This is a genomic window from Phenylobacterium sp., assembly GCF_031360265.1.
GTDB lineage: Bacteria > Pseudomonadota > Alphaproteobacteria > Caulobacterales > Caulobacteraceae > Phenylobacterium.
In genome coordinates this window covers 1-16939 of the sequence record NZ_JANMBF010000056.1, presented here as the reverse complement: position 1 = coordinate 16939, position 16939 = coordinate 1, and the positions used below count along the sequence as shown (strand labels likewise).

20 protein-coding genes are annotated in these 16939 nt (G+C 69.4%); 12 read left to right on the top strand and 8 right to left on the bottom strand.

The features are described from left to right. Positions 1-830 (top strand): MFS transporter (locus RMN86_RS04955; RefSeq protein WP_309604721.1); only part of this gene is annotated, 830 nt, incomplete at its 5' end. On the opposite strand, the gene RMN86_RS04950 is transcribed toward RMN86_RS04955, so the two are convergent. Next, positions 827-2146: a lytic murein transglycosylase gene (locus RMN86_RS04950; RefSeq protein WP_309604720.1), complete on the bottom strand. Its 1320-nt coding sequence runs from the start codon at positions 2144-2146 to the stop codon at positions 827-829. The genes RMN86_RS04955 and RMN86_RS04950 overlap by 4 nt on opposite strands. A gap of 154 nt (positions 2147-2300) precedes the next feature. On the opposite strand from RMN86_RS04950, the gene ykgO reads away from it, so the two are divergent. Together ykgO and RMN86_RS04940 are read left to right on the top strand one after the other, a co-directional pair. Next, positions 2301-2426: a type B 50S ribosomal protein L36 gene (ykgO, locus tag RMN86_RS04945; protein WP_111456358.1), complete on the top strand. Its 126-nt coding sequence runs from the start codon at positions 2301-2303 to the stop codon at positions 2424-2426. 10 nt (positions 2427-2436) lie between these two features. Beyond that, entirely contained in the window at positions 2437-3060 is a 624-nt protein-coding gene (locus tag RMN86_RS04940; RefSeq protein WP_309604719.1) for an HAD family phosphatase, read from the top strand. Here the strand turns inward: RMN86_RS04940 and folE are convergent. Next, complete coding sequence (folE, locus tag RMN86_RS04935; protein ID WP_309604718.1) at positions 3057-3650, bottom strand: GTP cyclohydrolase I FolE; 594 nt, start codon at positions 3648-3650, stop codon at positions 3057-3059. The genes RMN86_RS04940 and folE overlap by 4 nt on opposite strands. Positions 3651-3780: 130 nt before the next feature. Here folE and RMN86_RS04930 point away from each other — a divergent pair, with 130 nt between their 5' ends. Continuing rightward, positions 3781-4050: a DUF2312 domain-containing protein gene (locus tag RMN86_RS04930; RefSeq protein ID WP_309604717.1), complete on the top strand. Its 270-nt coding sequence runs from the start codon at positions 3781-3783 to the stop codon at positions 4048-4050. Then, a complete protein-coding gene (locus tag RMN86_RS04925; RefSeq protein WP_405041313.1) occupies positions 4047-4394 on the top strand; it encodes a hypothetical protein in 348 nt (115 codons plus the stop codon). Before RMN86_RS04930 ends, RMN86_RS04925 begins: the two co-directional genes overlap by 4 nt. A gap of 1 nt (position 4395) precedes the next feature. Here the strand turns inward: RMN86_RS04925 and RMN86_RS04920 are convergent, their stop codons facing one another. After that, entirely contained in the window at positions 4396-4695 is a 300-nt protein-coding gene (locus tag RMN86_RS04920) for a hypothetical protein (RefSeq protein WP_309604716.1), read from the bottom strand. 151 nt (positions 4696-4846) lie between these two features. Continuing rightward, a complete protein-coding gene (locus RMN86_RS04915; protein ID WP_309604715.1) occupies positions 4847-6361 on the bottom strand; it encodes a sigma-54 dependent transcriptional regulator in 1515 nt (504 codons plus the stop codon). 199 nt (positions 6362-6560) lie between these two features. Here RMN86_RS04915 and RMN86_RS04910 point away from each other — a divergent pair, with 199 nt between their 5' ends. Further along, the gene (locus tag RMN86_RS04910) at positions 6561-8390 is read left to right on the top strand and encodes an alkaline phosphatase family protein (RefSeq protein WP_309604714.1); all 1830 of its coding nucleotides are present in this window, start codon (positions 6561-6563) and stop codon (positions 8388-8390) included. Here the strand turns inward: RMN86_RS04910 and selD are convergent. Next, positions 8387-9463 carry a selenide, water dikinase SelD gene (gene selD, locus RMN86_RS04905; protein WP_309604713.1) on the bottom strand — a complete coding sequence of 359 codons (1077 nt, stop codon included), beginning with the start codon at positions 9461-9463 and terminating at the stop codon, positions 8387-8389. The two genes, RMN86_RS04910 and selD, sit on opposite strands and share 4 nt — an antisense overlap. A gap of 45 nt (positions 9464-9508) precedes the next feature. On the opposite strand from selD, the gene mnmH reads away from it, so the two are divergent. From mnmH to RMN86_RS18120, 3 genes are all read left to right on the top strand, one after another. Continuing rightward, a complete protein-coding gene (mnmH, locus tag RMN86_RS04900; RefSeq protein ID WP_309604712.1) occupies positions 9509-10573 on the top strand; it encodes a tRNA 2-selenouridine(34) synthase MnmH in 1065 nt (354 codons plus the stop codon). A gap of 82 nt (positions 10574-10655) precedes the next feature. After that, the gene (locus tag RMN86_RS04895; protein ID WP_309604711.1) at positions 10656-10781 is read left to right on the top strand and encodes a hypothetical protein; all 126 of its coding nucleotides are present in this window, start codon (positions 10656-10658) and stop codon (positions 10779-10781) included. Between the two features lie 13 nt (positions 10782-10794). Then, positions 10795-10905, top strand: a complete 111-nt coding sequence (locus RMN86_RS18120) for a hypothetical protein (protein WP_405041311.1) — start codon at positions 10795-10797, stop codon at positions 10903-10905. A gap of 108 nt (positions 10906-11013) precedes the next feature. Here RMN86_RS18120 and RMN86_RS04890 read toward each other — a convergent pair whose 3' ends face one another. Then, a complete protein-coding gene (locus tag RMN86_RS04890) occupies positions 11014-11790 on the bottom strand; it encodes an ABC transporter permease (RefSeq protein ID WP_309604710.1) in 777 nt (258 codons plus the stop codon). After that, positions 11787-12725: an ABC transporter ATP-binding protein gene (locus RMN86_RS04885; protein ID WP_309604722.1), complete on the bottom strand. Its 939-nt coding sequence runs from the start codon at positions 12723-12725 to the stop codon at positions 11787-11789. The genes RMN86_RS04890 and RMN86_RS04885 overlap by 4 nt, the downstream gene beginning before the upstream one ends. A gap of 122 nt (positions 12726-12847) precedes the next feature. On the opposite strand from RMN86_RS04885, the gene RMN86_RS04880 reads away from it, so the two are divergent. The 3 genes from RMN86_RS04880 to RMN86_RS04870 all read left to right on the top strand — a co-directional run bounded on the left by RMN86_RS04880 (position 12848) and on the right by RMN86_RS04870 (position 16667). Next, positions 12848-14320, top strand: coding sequence for a CHAD domain-containing protein (locus RMN86_RS04880; RefSeq protein ID WP_309604709.1), 1473 nt, complete (start codon positions 12848-12850; stop codon positions 14318-14320). Between the two features lie 99 nt (positions 14321-14419). After that, on the top strand, positions 14420-15811 hold the full coding sequence (ahcY, locus tag RMN86_RS04875; protein ID WP_309604708.1) for an adenosylhomocysteinase: 1392 nt from the start codon (positions 14420-14422) through the stop codon (positions 15809-15811). 25 nt (positions 15812-15836) lie between these two features. Continuing rightward, positions 15837-16667: a PfkB family carbohydrate kinase gene (locus tag RMN86_RS04870; protein WP_309604707.1), complete on the top strand. Its 831-nt coding sequence runs from the start codon at positions 15837-15839 to the stop codon at positions 16665-16667. Positions 16668-16745: 78 nt separating this feature from the next. Here RMN86_RS04870 and RMN86_RS04865 read toward each other — a convergent pair. Next, positions 16746-16939 (bottom strand): Bax inhibitor-1 family protein (locus RMN86_RS04865; protein ID WP_309604706.1); only part of this gene is annotated, 194 nt, incomplete at its 5' end.

The window sequence follows — 16939 nt, the reverse complement described above, 5'->3', positions numbered from 1 at the left end:
TCGTAGGGCCGTTCCTTGCGCCGATCTTCATCTATCCGGTGGTCGGGCTGGCGGGACCCTTGTTCACCTTCGCCGTGATCGCCGCGGCGATGCTGGTCATCGTCTGGCGCTACCTGCCCGAGAGCACGCGGATGGACGTACGCCCCGAAGACGACGTCGACGACGAGGTGCAGGTCGCGGGGGCGGCGGCTCGACCCATGTGGCGCGACCCACGCGTGATCCCGTTCCTGATCTACGGCTTCATCGTCGCCACCTGCCAGACCGCGCAGCAACAGACCCTGGGTTTCCTGATCATCGACAAGCTGGGCGTCTCGCCGCTGGACGCCCAGCGGCCGATCGCCATCGCCATGATGTTCGGCGCCGTGGCGGGCCTGCTGGCCCAGTGGGGCGTGATCCGGATGTTTGAGATGACCCCGCGCCAACTGCTGCGCTGGGGCGTCGCCTGCGCCGCGCTCGGCAACCTGATGGTGGCGCTGGCCCACGACTATTCGACGGTGGTGGCGGGCTACGCCGTATCGAGCCTGGGATTCGGCTTCGCCCGGCCGGGCTTCACTGCGGGCTCCTCGCTGGCGGTGGGCTGGAAGGACCAGGCGCGGGTGGCCGGCGCGATCGCCGCGGTCAACGGCATCAATGCGATCTTCGCCCCGGCCTTCATGTTTCTGTACCGGCACATGCACGCCGCCCCGTTCCTGCTGAACATGGCGCTGATGTCGGGGCTGCTGGTCTATGCCTTCCTCAACGCCGGCCTGCGCAACGCCGATCCCGCGCCCGCCACCCGAGACGACGCGACGCTGGCGACCCTCGAACGCGACCGGGAGGGCGGGGCCTAGGAGGCGCCGCTCTCCGCCTTCAGCTTCTGCACCATGGCCGGCGACAGGTAGCCGTCGGCGGTGATCCCGCGCGCTTTCTGCCAGGCGCGAAGGGCGGTGCGCGTGCCCATGCCGACAACCCCGTCCGGCGTTCCCGGACTGAAACCCAGCGCGATCAGCGCGCGTTGGGCGGTCATCCGGTCGGTGAGCGACAGCGGCGTCTCGACCGGCCAGGGCCTGACCAGGGGCCCGCCCCCGGCGATGCGGTCGGCCAGCAGGCCCACCGCCAGGGCATAGGCCACCGAATTGTTGTAGCGCCGGATGGCGAAGTGATTGGGAAACAGCAGGAAGACCGGCCCGCCGGCGCCAGCCGGGGCCAGCAGCTGGGCCGGGGCGGTCTGGTCGGCGGCGGACCAGGCCAGGCCGTCGGCGCGGACCACGCCCCTTTCGGCCCACCAGCCGGGGGTCTCTTTCGGACCTTCGCTGAGGCTGAAGTCGATGTCGGCGGGGACGGTGACCTCCCGCGCCCAGCTCTGGCCGGCGATCCAGCCGCCCCTGGCCAGCAGGTTCGCGGCCGAGGCGAGCGCATCGGCGGGCGACCTCCAGATATCGCGCCGGCCATCGCCGTCGCCGTCCACTGCGAGCGCGAGGTAGGAGGAGGGGGTGAACTGGGTCTGTCCCATGGCTCCGGCCCACGAGCCCTTCAGCTGGCCGCGGGTCGCTTCGCCCGACGCGATGATTTTCAGCGCCGCGATCAACTCGCTGTCGGCCCAGTCGCGCCTGCGGCCCTGGGCGGCCAGCGAGGCCATCGACCGGATCACGTCGAAGTCGCCCTGGATCGCCCCGAAGCCGCTCTCCCGCGCCCAGACGCCCAGCAGGATGGCTCGCGGCACGCCGTAGCGGTGCTCGATGGCCTCGAAGGCCGGAAACTCGGAGGCCTTGCGCGCGCCCATGGCGATCGCCCCTGGCGTCACGGCGCCGGTCACATAGACCGAGATCGGCTGCGAGAACTCCGGCTGGCGGCTGTCGCGGGCCATGACGCGGGGGTCGGGTGTCAAGCCGGCCATCTCGCGGGTCACCAGGTCGGGCGGCAGGCCTGCCTTGACCGCCCGGACGTAGAATTCCGCGGCCCAGGCGTCGAACACCATGTCGCCGGAGACCACGGGCGGGGTGACGGGGGCTGTGGGCTGGGGAGAGGGTGCGGCCGGCTGGGAGGCGGGCGGGGCGACCGCCGGCGGCGGGCCGAGCGACGACCGGGGCGCCTGCGGCTTCACCGCCGGGCTCGCGCAGCCGGCCATGACCAGGAGAAGCAGCAGGGAGCGGCGATGACGAAGCATCCCGCGGAGTCTATCGGGCGTCGCGCGCTGTCTCAATCACAAGGCCGTCACAAGGCCGTCAGTCGCGAGATTGACTTGCCCCGACCCTTTCCGTATATCCGCCCGCTCCCCCGTAAACCCCGGACGCCACCGTCCGCGCGCCCGAGATTAGGTCATGAAGGTCAGAAGCTCGCTCAAGTCGCTGAAGACGCGCCACCGCGACTGCAAGCTCGTGCGCCGCAAGGGCGTGGTCTACATCATCAACAAGACCAACCCGCGCTTCAAAGCCAAGCAGGGCTGACGCCCGCCCGATGTCCGCCCAGCCTGCCCTGTCGACAGGGGCGGTCATCTGGGACGTCGGCAATGTCATCGTGCGCTGGAACCCGCGCACGCTCTATTCGCAGATTTTCGCCGATCCCGCCGAGTGCGACGGATTTCTGGCTGACGTCTGCAGCCTGGCGTGGCATGCGCCGACCGACTGTGGTGTCTCCTTCGCCGACAATTGCGCAGCGCTGAGCGCCCGCCATCCCCAGCACGCAGCCGCCATCTGGGCCTGGAAGGACCGTTGGTGGGAGATGTTCTCCGGCCCGATCCCGGAGACGGAGGCCGCCATCGAGGCCCTCAACCTTCGCGGCGTCCCGCAATACGCGCTTTCCAACATGAGCCATGAGACTGTGGAGGGGACTTTTGCCATGAGTCCGGCGTTCGCCCGTCTGGCCGGCCGGATCATCTCAGGCCATGAAGGCGTGATGAAGCCGGACCCGGCGATCTTTCAACTCGCCTGCGCGCGGTTCGAGCTCAAGCCCGCCGACGCCCTCTTTGTGGACGACAGCGCCACGAATATCGCCGCCGCCCGCGCGCTGGGCTTCCAGGTTCACCACTTCACCGATCCGGCCGGTCTGTGGCCGGCGCTGGAAGCCGCGGGCCTGCTCTAGCGGTCGTCGCTTCGCACGAGGTCGAAGAATTCCTGACGCGTGCGCGGATCGTCGCGAACCTCGCCAAGCAGGTGGCTGGTGGTGAGCCTCGAGCCCGGCGTATTGACGCCGCGCATGGTCATGCAGCTGTGCTCGGAGACGATCACAACGCCGACCCCCTTGGGCTGCAGGATGTCGCAGATCGCCTTGGCGATCTCGGCGGTGAGCTTTTCCTGGATCTGCAGGCGCCGCGCCAAGCCGTGGACCACGCGCGCCAGCTTGGAGATACCCACCACGCGGTTCGACGGCAGATAGCCGACGTGGGCCTTGCCGAGGAACGGCAGCATGTGGTGTTCGCAGAAGCTGACCACGCGGATATCCTTGAGGATCACCAGTTCGTCGTAGCCGCCGACCTCGTCGAAGGTCCGTTCAAGGTACTCGCGGGGGTCGGTCTGGTAGCCCGAGAACAGCTCCTTGTAGGACTTGGCCACCCGCTTGGGCGTATCCACCAGCCCTTCGCGATCCGGATCGTCGCCGGCCCACTGAATCAGCGTGCGTACGGCTGCTTCCGCCTCCGCCTGGGTGGGCGCGTACTTGGGGTGGTCTGGCATCGCTTGGGCCCTCCGCGGCGTTGCGGCTAAACGGTCGGCGCGCCCTGAAGGTTCATGGCCGGATGACAGCCGCCGGGCGCGCCGCTAGGGTCGGCGACAACTTCATTTCCAGCTTAGAAGAGTCCGACCCATGGCCGACGACGCCTCCGCCCACCCCGATGTGCTGAACCAGGCCGCCCAGGGGCAGCTGAAGTCCATCGTCGAGCGCATCGAGCGGCTGGAACAGGAGAAGTCCGAGATCGCCGAGCAGATCAAGGAGGTGTTCGCCGAGGCCAAGGGCAACGGCTTCGACACCAAGATCCTCAGGAAGGTGGTGCGCATCCGCAAGCAGGACCGCGCCAAGCGCCTGGAGGAAGACGCCATCCTCGACCTCTATCTTGCCGCGATCGGGGAGATTTGAACCGAAAGCCGCCAACAGCGGGCAAGCCCCGCAAGCCGCCGAAGCCTGTCGACCACAAGGCGGTGGCGAAACGGGCGGCGCTCAACGCGCTTCGCCGCGCCCAGCGCCACGCTGACCGCGCGGGCGTGAAGCTCTCTGAATGGGAGGGCGAGTTCCTGGGCTCGGTGACCGACCGCCTGAAAACCTTCGGCCGCGCCTTCGGCGACCCGGAGAAGGGCGCGCCGGGCCAGGCGCTCTCGGCCCTGCAGACCGTCAAGCTCAAGGAGATTGCGGCCAAGGCAAGGGGGGAAAAGAAAGACCTCAAGCGCCGCCCATTCGGGCGCAAGGCCAGACCCGACGCTTAGCCTAAAGTGGCGCGGCCGCGCCGCACTCCGCCTCGAACTGGGTCCGGGTGCGGCCTCGACGGCTGGCGCAGGTCAGGTGATCGGCGCGCTGGGCCGCGGCGCGTTTCTCGGCCTCGGTGAGGGGCGTGCGTCGGGGCGCAGGCTTGGCGGCGGCCAGGCGGTTGTCGATCTCGCGCTGGACGATATCGTCCAGGTGGCGTTGCTCGATGGCGTCGTAGTTGTGCCGGTTCTGGGCGCGGGCCGGCGCCGGCGCCGCCGCGCTGATCGCAAGGCCAATACCCACAAGCCAGCCCAGGCGCATCGCACCCCTCCACAGAGGAGACTTGCCGCGCAGGCTCCTGGCGGGTCAAGCGGTCGGTGTCAGGCCGCCCTTCAAGCCGCGTGGGGGCTTGCGGCGGCCGATCTTCGCCAGCCGGATCAGCGCCGCGAGGCGGTCGGAACGCGAGCGCTGCTCACGCAACCTGGGCTGCGGCGGTTTCAAGGTCGTCAACGGCTTCATCGCAGTTCCCCCGGATCACGTCTTCCAGGCCCTGTTCGCGGACCTTGCGATAGAGCGTCGAGCGGCCGATGCCGAGGCGGCGAGCCACTTCGCTCATGTGGCCGGCGTAGATCTCGATGGCCAGCTGGATCAGGTCGCGCTCGATCTCCTCGAGCGTGCGCAGATGGCCGCGCTCGTCGAGAATCCGCACCGGTACGGCCTGGGGCATCTGCGGCATCAGCGTCTGACCGCCGGCCAGGGTGGCCATCAGCGCCGCGGGGCTGGCCAGCGGCGTCTGCAGCGAGATGGGCGGCGCGACGCCGGAGATCGCCGGGAAGTCGTGCGGCTGCAGATAGGGCGCGTCGGCCAGGACGATGGCGCGATAGACCGCGTTTTCCAGCTGGCGGACATTGCCCGGCCAGTCGAAGGCGCTGAGCAAGGCCACGGTCTCCGGCGTCGCGCCGGCCACGTTCTTGCCCTCTTCGATGTTGAACCGCTTGACGAAGGCGTCCACCAGGGCCGGCACGTCGTCCTTGCGCTCGCGCAGCGCCGGCGCCTCGATCGGGAAGACGTTGAGGCGGTAGAAGAGGTCCTCGCGGAACCGGCCTTCCTTGACCGCCTGGGTGAGGTCGCGATTGGTGGCCGAGACGATGCGCACGTCGACCTTGATCGAGCGCTTGCCGCCCACCGGGTCGATCTCGCTCTCCTGCAGGGCGCGCAGCAGCTTCACCTGGATGTCGAGCGGCAGTTCGCCAACCTCGTCGAGGAAGAGGGTGCCGCCGTTGGCCTCCTGGAACTTGCCAAGGTGCTTGTCGGTGGCGCCCGTGAAGCTGCCCTTTTCGTGGCCGAACAGGATCGATTCCACCAGGTTCTCGGGGATCGCCCCGCAGTTGACCGCCACGAACGGACGCCCGGCGCGGTCCGACGAGCCGTGGACGGCGCGCGCGATCACCTCCTTGCCGACGCCGCTCTCGCCGCTGATCAGGATCGGGATCGAGGAGCGGGCGGCCCGTTCGCCAAGGCGTTTGACCAGGGTCATGGCCGGCGACGCGCCGATCAGGTCATCGAAGGTGGTGCGGCCGGACTGGTGCTTCTTGAGCCGGTCGACCTCGCCCTTCAGCGCGCCCATCGACAGGGCGTTGCGGATCGAAACGATGATCCGTTCCGGCGCGGCCGGCTTGACGAAGAAGTCCACGGCGCCGGCCTGCATGGCCTGGACGACCGTATCGATGCCGCCAGTGGCGGTGACCACGATCACCGGCTGGCGGTGGCCGCGGGCGCGCATCTCGACCAGGGTGTCCTGACCGGAAACCCCTGGCATCACCAGGTCCAGCAGGATCACGTCGGGCGTCGCGCCGGAGGCCAGGTGCGAGATCGCCTGATCGCCGTTCTCGGCATGGGCCACCGCGAAGCCCTCGCGCTCGAGAACCGCCTGGATCAGCCGACGCTGCGTCGGGTCGTCATCGACGACGAGGACCGTTTTGGCCATTTGAAGACACCCACCGTGACCGGCCGCCGCCTCATGGGACGAAGGCTCCTGTTGTCGCGAATTGATACAGGGCAGGCGTAAAGGACGCGTTTCCCAGACCTGAGTCAGGGGTTAACGGCCGGCGGCGGCGAACCGCCTCCAACAACTGTCATGATCCCGCGTCAGGGTCAGGCTTTGCCGCCAGGACCCCGAACCCGGAATGCCCAAGACGACCCATGCCCTGAAGCCCTCCGCCGGCCTCCTCGCCGCCGCGCTCCTGATCCTCGCCCCCGCCACGGCCACGGCCCGCAATCTGGTGATATTCGTCGCCGACGGTCTTCGCGCCCACAGCGTCACGCCGCAGACCGCGCCCGCCTTGGCGGCGGTGCGCACCGAGGGGGTGGATTTCCAGAACAGCCATTCGCTCTATCCCACGGTCACCACCCCCAACGCCTCGGCCATCGCCACCGGCCACCTGCTGGGCGACACCGGTGACTTCGGCAACACCATCTGGGTGCGCCAGCCCTTCCCCCCGCCCTACGGCTCGGCCGTGGCGGGGATCGAGGACGACGACATGCAGGCGCTGCTGAACGGCCGCTACGGTGGCGACTTCCTCGGCGAGACCACCCTGCTGGAAGCCGCCCGCGCCAGGGGCTTTGCGACGGCGGCGATCGGCAAGCACGGCCCGACCGCCATCCAGGATGTCACGTCGCGCGACGGCGCCGGCACGATTGTCATCGACGACGCCACCGGCGGCGGCGGCGATGGCGCGGGCATCCCGCTGGCGGTTGACGTGGCCGCGGCGATCAAGGCCGCCGGCCTGGCGGCCGCCCCGCCGGATCGTGGGCTCAACGGCTGGGGCGGCGCCTACAACATGGCGGGCGCGCGGGTGGCCAATGTGGAGCAGCAGGACTGGTTCACCGCGGTGGCGACCCGGGTGCTGCTGCCGCGCTTCAAGGCCCAGGGCCGGCCGTTCGTGCTGCTGTTCTGGTCGCGCGATCCCGACGGCACCCAGCACGACCAGGGCGACAGCCTCAACACCCTGGAGCCGGGGATCAATGGCCCGACATCGCGCGCGGCGATCCGCAACGCGTCGAACGATCTGCAGGCCCTTCGCGACAGCCTGAAGGCGCTGGGCCTGGAGGCTGACACCGACATCGTCGTCACCGCCGACCACGGATTTTCCACCATGTCGCGGGAAAGCCAGACCAGCCCCGCGGCCAAATTGCGCTATCGTGACGTGAAGCCCGGGTTCCTGCCGCAGGGATTCCTGGCGATCGACCTGGCCAAGGCGCTGGGCCTGCCGCTGTTCGACGCGTCCGGGGCGGCCGTGCGGCCCGAGCAGGGCTTCTCGCCACGCCGCGGCGCGCTGCTGGGCGCCGATCCCACCCATCCGGCGATCGCCATCGCGCCGAACGGCGGATCGACCCTGATCTACCTGCCCGGGCCGGACGCCGCGGCGCTCGCGCCCCGGGTGGTCGAGGCCCTGACCAGCCAGGACTATACCGGCGCGATCTTCGTCAACGACGCGCTGGGGGCGATCCCGGGCGCGCTGCCGATGAGCCGGATCGGGCTGATCGGATCGGCGCGCACGCCGCAACCGTCCATCGTCGTGGCGTTCAAGAGCTTCTCCACCGGCTGCGCCGATCCGGAAATGTGCGGGGTCGAGGTCGCCGATTCCAGCCAGCAGCAGGGCCAGGGCATCCATGGATCGTTCAGCCGGGCTGACACGCACAACTTCATGGCCGCCGTCGGGCCCGACTTCAAACAGGGTTTCATCGACACCGCCCCGGTCAGCAACGCGGACTGGGCCAACACCCTGGCCAAGGTGTTGGGGTTGAAGCTTTCGGACAACGGCCAACTGCGCGGTCGGGTGATGGCCGAGGCCCTGGCCGGCGGCGGACCCGCGCCGCAAGCCCACGCCCTGACCCTGCGCTCCGAGACCGCCGCCAACGGCTTCGTCACCGTGCTCGACTACCAGGAGGCGGCCGGATCGACCTACTACGACGCCGCAGGCATGCCGGGCCGCACGCTGGGACTGCGGCCCTAACCCACCCGGATCTCCGCCGGGCCCTGGGTCATCCGCCCGACCACCGCGGCGGTGTCGAAGCCGTGCGCCCTGACCAGGTCCAGCACAGCCTGCGCCGCGTCGGCCGCCACGGCGATCAGCAGGCCGCCGCTGGTCTGGGGGTCGGTCAGCAGGTCGCGGCGCCAGTCCGGGAGGTCGGCGGGCAGGCGCACCGAGTCGCCATAGCTCGCCCAGTTGCGGGTCGAGGCTCCGGTCTTCAGCCCCGCCCGCGCCAGGGCCTCGACGCCGGCCAGCAGCGGCGGGGCCGCGCCGATCTCGACGGTCAGGCCGGCGCCGCGCGCCATTTCCAGGGCGTGGCCCAGCAGGCCGAAGCCGGTGACGTCGGTGACCGCATGGACGCCGGCCACATCGCCCAGGTCGGCGCCGACAGCATTCAGCTGGGTGGTCGAGGCGATCAGCGTCGCATAGCCGGCGGCGTCCAGCCGGTCCTGCTTGAACGCGGCGCTGAGCACGCCGACGCCCAGCGGCTTGGTGAGGATCAGCACGTCGCCGGCGCGCGCGGTGCGGTTGGTCAGCACCTTGTCGGGATGCACCAGGCCCAGCGCCACCAGGCCGTAGATCGGCTCGACGGAGTCGATGGAATGGCCGCCGGCCACGGGAATCCCCGCCGCCGCGCAGACCGAGGCGCCGCCCTCCAGGATCGCCCGGATGGTCTGCGGCGCCAGCCTGTCGATGGGCATGCCGACGATGGCCAGCGCCAGGATCGGGGCGCCGCCCATGGCGTAGACATCCGAGAGCGCGTTGGTCGCCGCGATCCGTCCGAAGTCGAAGGGATCGTCCACCACCGGCATAAAGAAGTCGGTGGTGGCCACCAGGGCCTGGGTCGCGTTCAACCGCCAGACCGCGGCGTCGTCGGAGGTGTCGGATCCGACCATGAGACGGGAGAATGCGGCAGTGGCCGGCATGCCCTGCAGGATCGATTGCAGCACGGCTGGCGCCAGCTTGCAGCCGCAGCCGCCGCCGTGGGCCAGCGAGGTCAGGCGGACGGGTCCGCTGTCGGATCGGGGGCTGGCTTCAGGCGAGATCGCTGTCATAGGCTCGACTATAGAGCGGCGGCGCGCCCAATTCGAAGGCCCCAGGTGTCCGACATCCAGATTCTCCGCACGGCCGACCCGGAAAGCCTCGCTGGCTTCGACGCGGTGATCGACGTGCGCAGCCCCGGCGAGTTCGCGCTGGATCATGCGCCAGGCGCGATCAACCTGCCGGTGCTGTCCGATGAGGAACGCGCGATCGTCGGCACGATCTATGTGCGGGAAGACCGCTTCAAGGCGCGGCTGCTGGGCGCCGCCCACGTCGCCCGCAACGTCGCCCGTCACCTGGAGACCGCGCTCGTCGACCGGCCGGGATCGTTCCGGCCGCTGATCTACTGTTGGCGCGGCGGCCAACGGTCCAACGCCATGGCGACGATCCTGGCCCAGGTGGGCTGGCGGGTCACGGTGCTTGAGGGCGGCTACAGGACCTGGCGTCGGCACGTCACCGGCCGGCTCTATGACGCGGACCTGCCCCTGAAGCTGGTGCTGCTCGACGGCGACACGGGCACGGGCAAGACCGAGGTGCTGCAGCGGGTCGCCGCCCGCGGCGGTCAGGTGATCGACCTCGAAGACCTGGCCGCCCATCGCGGGTCGTTGCTGGGCGGCTTGGCCGACCGGCCCCAGCCTGGCCAGAAGATGTTCGAGAGCCGGCTGCTGGGCGTCCTGGACGGCCTCGACCCGGACCGCCCGGTGGTCGTCGAGGCGGAGTCCAGCAAGGTCGGCGAACGGATGGTGCCGCCGGCGCTGTGGCGGGCGATGGCGGCAGCGCCGCGCATCGTGCTGGCCGCGCCGGCCCGGGCCCGCGCCCGCTATCTGGCCCTTGCCTATCGCGACATCGCCGCCAACCGCCCGGCGCTCGACGCGGCGCTGCGCCGGCTGCCGACGCCGCCCGGGCGCAAGCGCCTGGAGGCCTGGGGCCAGCTGGCCGATGCGGGGGATTTTGAGGCGCTGGCGCTCGCCCTGATGGAACTCCACTACGACCCGGCCTATCGGCGCGGCGCCCGCCAGGACCCGCGCCCGCGCCTCGCGGTGCTGGACCTGCCGCGCCTGGAGCCCGCCGATCTGGACGCCGCCGCCGACGAGGTGATGCGGATCGTGGCTCGCGCGTGCTAGACTGTCGGCACACCCACGCGACGCGCGCGGCTGGCCGAGCTTCCCGCCCGGCCGCCCCGCCAGCCGGGATCAAGGACAGGCCATGAAAACCTACCAGGGCACGATCAAGCCGGAGCAACGCAGCCAGCGGGATTCCCGCTCCACGCCTCTGCCCATGCCCCAGGCGGCGCCGGCGCCGCGCCTCAACGACCGCCGCAGCACACGCTAAGGAGCTTAAGCCAATGGCCAAGGGTCAGAAGAAATCCAACAAGGAAACCCGCAAGCCCAAGCAGCCCAAGGCCAAGCCTGCGGAAAGCGTCTCGGTGCTCAACCCGGCGCACAAGAAGAAGTAGGGCCGACCGGCTCCATCGCGGCATCCGGGCGCCCCTGGGCGGCCTTCCTCCTCGATGGAGGGAGGCCGCCCCAGGTCTCGGGACACCCCCGCGGCGCGACTGAGGACGTCAGGTCTTCATCCGCCAGCCGGTTCTGAAGATCCACCAGACGACGCTCAGGCAGACCAGCATGAAGATCAGCGTCATGCCCAGGCTGACGCCGACCGCCACGTCGGAGACGCCGTAGAAGCTCCAGCGGAAGCCCGAGACCAGATAGACCACCGGGTTGAACAGCGCGATCCTGGCCCAGATCCCCGGCAGCATGTTGATCGAATAGAAGCTGCCGCCCAGGAAGGTCAGCGGGGTGATCACCATCAGCGGCACGATCTGCAGCTTCTCGAAGCCGTCGGCCCAGATCCCCAGGATGAAGCCGAACAGGGAGAAGGTCAGCGAGGTCAGCACCAGGAAGGCCATCGCCCAGACCGGGTGGGCAATGTGGAACGGCACGAATAGCCTCGCGGTGACCAGGATGATCAGGCCCAGCATCACCGATTTCGACGCCGCGGCCCCCACATAGCCGACCAGCACCTCGAAGGCCGAGACCGGCGCCGACAGCACCTCGTAGATCGTCCCCGACCATTTGGGCATGTAGATGCCGAACGAGCCGTTGGAGATGCTTTCCGTCAGGATCGACAGCATGATCAGACCGGGCACGATGAAGGCGCCGTAGGTGATCCCGTCGATGCTGGCCATCCGCGAGCCGATGGCCGCGCCGAAGACGATGAAATAGAGCGAGGTCGAGATCACCGGGGCGGCGATCGACTGCACCACCGTGCGAAAGGTGCGCGCCATCTCGAAGCGATAGATCGCCCGGATGGCGTAGGGGTTGAGGGCCAGTCCGCTCATTTGCGTGCGCTCACCAGGCTGACGAAGATTTCCTCGAGAGAGCTCTGCTCGGTCTGCAGGTCCTTGAAATCGACGCCGCGCCGGGACAGCTCGCGCAGAAGTTCGGCGATGCCGGTGGTCTCGGCCTGGGCGTCGAAGCTGTAGACGAGGTCGGCGCCGTCGTTGGCCAGCGCCAGATCGTAGCCGGCCAGGCCCTCGGGCACGGCGCTCATCGGTGCCTGCAGGTGCAGGGTCAGCTGCTTCTTGCCCAGCTTGCGCATCAGCTCGGCCTTGTCTTCGACCAGGATCAGCTCGCCCTTGGAGATCACCCCGATGCGGTCGGCCATCTCCTCGGCCTCCTCGATGTAGTGGGTGGTCAGGATGATGGTGACGCCGCTCTCCCGTAGACTGCGGACCATCTGCCACATGTCGCGCCGCAGCTCGACATCGACGCCGGCGGTGGGCTCGTCGAGGAACAGGATCCGCGGCTCGTGGCTGAGCGCCTTGGCGATCATCACCCGGCGCTTCATGCCGCCCGAGAGCGTCATGATCTTGGCGTCCTTCTTGTCCCACAAGGACAGGTCGCGCAGCACCTGTTCCACATAGGCCGGGTTCTTTGGCTTGCCGAACAGGCCGCGGCTGAAGTTGACGGTGGCCCAGACGGTCTCGAAGGCGTCGGTGGACAATTCCTGCGGCACCAGGCCGATCTTGGCGCGCGCGGCGCGGTAGTCTCTGACCACGTCATGGCCGTCGGCCAGCACCCGGCCGGCGGTGGGATTGACGATGCCGCAGACGATGCCGATCAACGTCGTCTTGCCCGCGCCGTTGGGGCCGAGCAGGGCGAAGATCTCGCCCCTTTCGATGCTCAGGTCGACGCCCTTCAGCGCCTGGAACCCACCGGCGTAGGTCTTCGAAAGTCCTTCTATGGATATGATCGACGTCAAACGGTCCTCCAGGGCGTTCCTGATAAGGCTCAAACGACGATTCAGCTAGGCTGCCCCCGCAAGACCTGGCGCCCACGCACTCGGCGCGGTCATCGGCGGGCGTGCTATACGGCCTTGAGGTGGAGAGCAGCCGAATGCCCGTGGATCGCGAGGTCGAACTGAAGTTCACCTGCCGGGCCGCCGACATGGCCGCAGTGCTGGCGGCCGCGCCGCCCGGCCGCGACGAGACCCGCGAGCTGATCGGCGTCTATTTCGACACGCCCGACCGGGACCTGCAAAAGGCCGGCGCGACCTTGCGGGTGCGCGACAGCAACGGGCTGCGGACCCAGACCCTGAAGCTCGGCGCCGGTCTGATCCGCGCGGAGCACGAGGCGCCGATCGAGGGACTGGCGCCGGACCCGCGCCGGGGGCCGTTGGCGAAACTGTTGCCGCGCGGGGCCTGCCTGCGTCCGGTGTTCAACGTCCAGGTCACCCGCCGCCAGCGCACGGTGTGCTTCCACAACGCCAGGATCGAACTGGCGCTGGACGTGGGCAAGGTCACCTGCGGCGAGCGGACCAGCCCGATCGGCGAGGTGGAGCTTGAACTGAAGGACGGCCCGGCCTCGGCTCTGTTCGATCTGGCCCGGGAGCTTTCCGCCGCCGCGCCGCTCGACCTGGCGTTCGACAGCAAGGCGGCCCGCGGCCAGGCGCTGATGGCGGGCGAGGGGCCGGCGCTGCGTCCGAGCGGCCAGATCGAGCTTGCGGCCGCCGTCACCGTAGGCGGCGCCTTCCAGGCGGTGGCGCGTCAGGCCCTGGCCCAGATGGCCGACGCAGCGGCGACCCTGCGCGACGCGCCGCAGGCCGAGGCGGTTCATCGGCTGCGGGTCGGCGCCCGGCGTTTCCGCGGCGCGCTGAAGACCTTCAGGCCGGCGCTCGCGGGCTCGCAAGAGGTCGAGGCCGGGCTGCGATGGCTGGGCCGGAGCTGCGACCTCGCGCGCAACCTTGACGCCTTCGCCGAGGAGACCCTGCAGCCGGCGCCCGGTGGGAGGCGCCGGCGCGGGCGCGCCCAGTTGCGCGCGACACTTGAGGCGGCGCGGCGATGCGCCCGCGAGGGGGTCACGGCGACCGTCTCGTCGGCCCGGTTCCGCGCCCTGATGATCGGCGCCCTGGCCTGGATCGAAACCGGCGACTGGCGCGGCGGCGCAGTGGCCCGCGCGCCGCTGCCCGCCTATGCCGACAAGGCCCTGAAGCAACACCTGAAGACGGTTCTCAAGCGCGGCCGAGCCGCCCGTGACGCCCGCGGCCTGGCCGGCGACGCGGCCCGCCATCGCCTGCGGATCGCGGCCAAGACCTTGCGCTATGCCGCCGAGGCGCTGTCGGGCCTCTACCGCAAAAAGCCGGCGGAGCGCTTTCTGCGCCGGGTGCGCGGTCTCCAGGATGTGCTGGGACAGCTGAACGACCTGGCCACCGCCGAGCCGTTGATGGCGGGCCTGGCCCTCTCCCCGGACGCGGCGTTCGCGGCGGGCGAACTGCTGGCGACGCGGGCCGCAGAGGCGCCGCGCCTGATCGCGGAGGCGACCCACCGGCTGAGGAAGCTTGGCCGCGCGGAGCGTTTCTGGGATCGATAATCACATAAAGGAATCCTTATATGTTTTCTTGCATCCTGGCGCGGCCGCCGCTATAGAGCCGCCAACCCGCCGCCCCCTGAAATATGCCTGAGGACTGAAATGACCGACTATGTCGTCAAGGACATCGCGCTCGCCGACTGGGGCCGCAAGGAACTCGACATCGCCGAGACCGAGATGCCCGGCCTGATGGCCGTGCGCGCCGAGTTCGGCAAGGACCAGCCGCTGAAGGGCGCCCGGATCGCCGGCTCCCTGCACATGACCATCCAGACGGGGGTGCTGATCGAGACCCTGCAGGCGCTGGGCGCCGACGTGCGCTGGGCCTCCTGCAACATCTTCTCCACCCAGGACCACGCCGCGGCCGCCATCGCCGCCCAGGGCACGCCGGTGTTCGCCATCAAGGGCGAGACGCTGATCGAGTACTGGGAATACGCCCACAAGATCTTCGAATGGTCCGACGGCGGCTATCCGAACATGATCCTCGACGACGGCGGCGACGCCACGCTGCTCTGCGTTCTGGGCCCCAAGGCCGAGCAGGACGCCAGCGTCCTCAACAACCCGCAGAACGAGGAAGAAGAAGCTCTCTACGCGGTGATGAAGCGCTATCTGGCCGAGAAGCCGGGCTTCTATTCGGCGATCCGCGACGCCATCAGGGGCGTGTCGGAAGAGACCACCACGGGCGTCCACCGCCTCTACCAGATGCACGAGCGCGGCGAGCTGCCGTTCGCCGCCATCAACGTCAACGACAGCGTCACCAAGTCCAAGTTCGACAACCTCTACGGCTGCCGCGAGAGCCTGGTCGACGCCATCCGCCGCGGCACCGACGTCATGCTGTCGGGCAAGGTGGCCGTGGTGCTGGGCTATGGCGACGTGGGCAAGGGCTCGGCCGCCTCGCTGCGCAACGGCGGCGCCCGGGTCATCGTCACCGAGATCGACCCGATCTGCGCCCTGCAGGCGGCGATGGAGGGCTATGAGGTCCAGACCATGGACGACGTGGCCGGCAAGGCCGACATCTTCGTCACCGCCACCGGCAACAAGGACGTGCTGACCGTCGACCACATGCGGGCGATGAAGAACAACGCCATCGTCTGCAACATCGGCCACTTCGATTCGGAAATTCAGGTGGCCGGCCTGAAGAATTTCAAGTGGGACAAGATCAAGGATCAGGTCCACCACATCGAATTCCCGGACGGCAAGAAGATCATCCTGCTGTCCGAGGGCCGCCTGGTGAACCTGGGCAACGCCACCGGCCATCCGAGCTTCGTGATGAGCGCCTCGTTCACCAACCAGACCCTGGCCCAGATCGAGCTGTGGCAGAACGGTGCCCGCTATCCGATCGGCGTCCACGTGCTGCCCAAGCACCTCGACGAGAAGGTGGCCATGCTGCATCTCGGCAAGCTGGGCGCCAAGCTGACCGTGCTCTCCAAAGACCAGGCCGACTATATCGGCGTGCCGACGCAGGGGCCGTTCAAGCCGGATCACTACCGGTACTAGGGCGCATAGCGTAGGGATGACCGCCATGCCCGTGGCGCTCATCCTCTCGTCCTTCGTCTCGGCCAGCCGGATCGGCGGGGCGGCGCAGCAATATGTCCTGGCCGCGCACAAGATCGATCCGGTGCTGGCGCCCACCGTCATGTTCGGCCGCAGCCCCGCGCTCGGAGGCCAGGGCGAGGTCACCAGCCCCGAGGTGTTCCGACGGATGCTGGCGGACATCGAGGCCGACGCGATCTTCGGCCTCGTGGACCTGGTGATCACCGGCCATTTTTCATCACCCGAGCAGGTGGAGATCGCCGCGGCCATGCTGGAGCGCATCCAGGCCGCGGCCGGGCCCGCCCCGATCGTCATCGTCGACCCGATTCTCGGCGACGCGCCCAAGGGACTCTATGTGTCGCCCGCAGTCGCCCGGGCGGTCGCGGACCGGCTGGTCCCGCTGGCCGACTGGATCACCCCGAACCTGTGGGAGCTGGGCCACCTGGCCGGCGCCGACCTTGGCGATGCGCCGGCCGCCGTCGCGGCGGCCCGAACGCTGGGAAAGCCGGCCCTGGTGACCTCTGCGCCCGCCCGCGCCGACGAGACCGGACTGCTGTTCGTCGAGGCTGGCGCCGCGACGCTGTTCGCCCATCCGCGGCTGCCGCGCGCGCCCAGCGGCACGGGCGACATGGTGACCGCCAGCTTCGGCGCGGGCCTGGTCGAGGGGCTCGCGCCCGCCGCCGCCGCCGAACGCGCCGCCCGCGCGGCGTTCGAGGTCGTCCAGGCGGCCCAGCACGGTCGCTTCGCCGAACTGCCGATCGTGGCCCTGGGACAGCGGCTGGTGCGCCCGACCGCGGCCTTGCGTATCGAGCGGCTCTGACAAAGATCCCGGCAGAACGAAAACGCCCCGCCGACCACGGGGATCGACGGGGCGCGAGGGATCGACGGCTGAAGTCTGTTAGCGGCGGTTGCCGAACAGGCTGAGCAGCATCTGGAACAGGTTGATGAAGTTGATGTAGAGGCTGAGCGCGCCGTAGTTGGTGGCCACGCCCATCGCCTGCTGGTCGCCGCCGAGCTGATAGTAGGTCATCTTCAGGCGCTGGGTGTCATAGGCGATCAGGCCGGCGAAGATGAACACGCCGACGACGCTGA

Coding starts and splice junctions, on each gene's coding strand:
- RMN86_RS04870 (WP_309604707.1), top strand. CDS start 15,837: ATGCCCGTGGCGCTCATCCTCTCGTCCTTCGTCTCGGCCAGCCGGATC.
- selD (WP_309604713.1), bottom strand. CDS start 9,463: ATGACAGCGATCTCGCCTGAAGCCAGCCCCCGATCCGACAGCGGACCC.
- RMN86_RS04910 (WP_309604714.1), top strand. CDS start 6,561: ATGCCCAAGACGACCCATGCCCTGAAGCCCTCCGCCGGCCTCCTCGCC.
- RMN86_RS04930 (WP_309604717.1), top strand. CDS start 3,781: ATGGCCGACGACGCCTCCGCCCACCCCGATGTGCTGAACCAGGCCGCC.
- RMN86_RS04895 (WP_309604711.1), top strand. CDS start 10,656: ATGAAAACCTACCAGGGCACGATCAAGCCGGAGCAACGCAGCCAGCGG.
- RMN86_RS04920 (WP_309604716.1), bottom strand. CDS start 4,695: ATGCGCCTGGGCTGGCTTGTGGGTATTGGCCTTGCGATCAGCGCGGCG.
- RMN86_RS04890 (WP_309604710.1), bottom strand. CDS start 11,790: ATGAGCGGACTGGCCCTCAACCCCTACGCCATCCGGGCGATCTATCGC.
- RMN86_RS04940 (WP_309604719.1), top strand. CDS start 2,437: ATGTCCGCCCAGCCTGCCCTGTCGACAGGGGCGGTCATCTGGGACGTC.
- RMN86_RS04915 (WP_309604715.1), bottom strand. CDS start 6,361: ATGGCCAAAACGGTCCTCGTCGTCGATGACGACCCGACGCAGCGTCGG.
- folE (WP_309604718.1), bottom strand. CDS start 3,650: ATGCCAGACCACCCCAAGTACGCGCCCACCCAGGCGGAGGCGGAAGCA.
- RMN86_RS04880 (WP_309604709.1), top strand. CDS start 12,848: ATGCCCGTGGATCGCGAGGTCGAACTGAAGTTCACCTGCCGGGCCGCC.
- ykgO (WP_111456358.1), top strand. CDS start 2,301: ATGAAGGTCAGAAGCTCGCTCAAGTCGCTGAAGACGCGCCACCGCGAC.
- RMN86_RS18120 (WP_405041311.1), top strand. CDS start 10,795: ATGGCCAAGGGTCAGAAGAAATCCAACAAGGAAACCCGCAAGCCCAAG.
- ahcY (WP_309604708.1), top strand. CDS start 14,420: ATGACCGACTATGTCGTCAAGGACATCGCGCTCGCCGACTGGGGCCGC.
- RMN86_RS04950 (WP_309604720.1), bottom strand. CDS start 2,146: ATGCTTCGTCATCGCCGCTCCCTGCTGCTTCTCCTGGTCATGGCCGGC.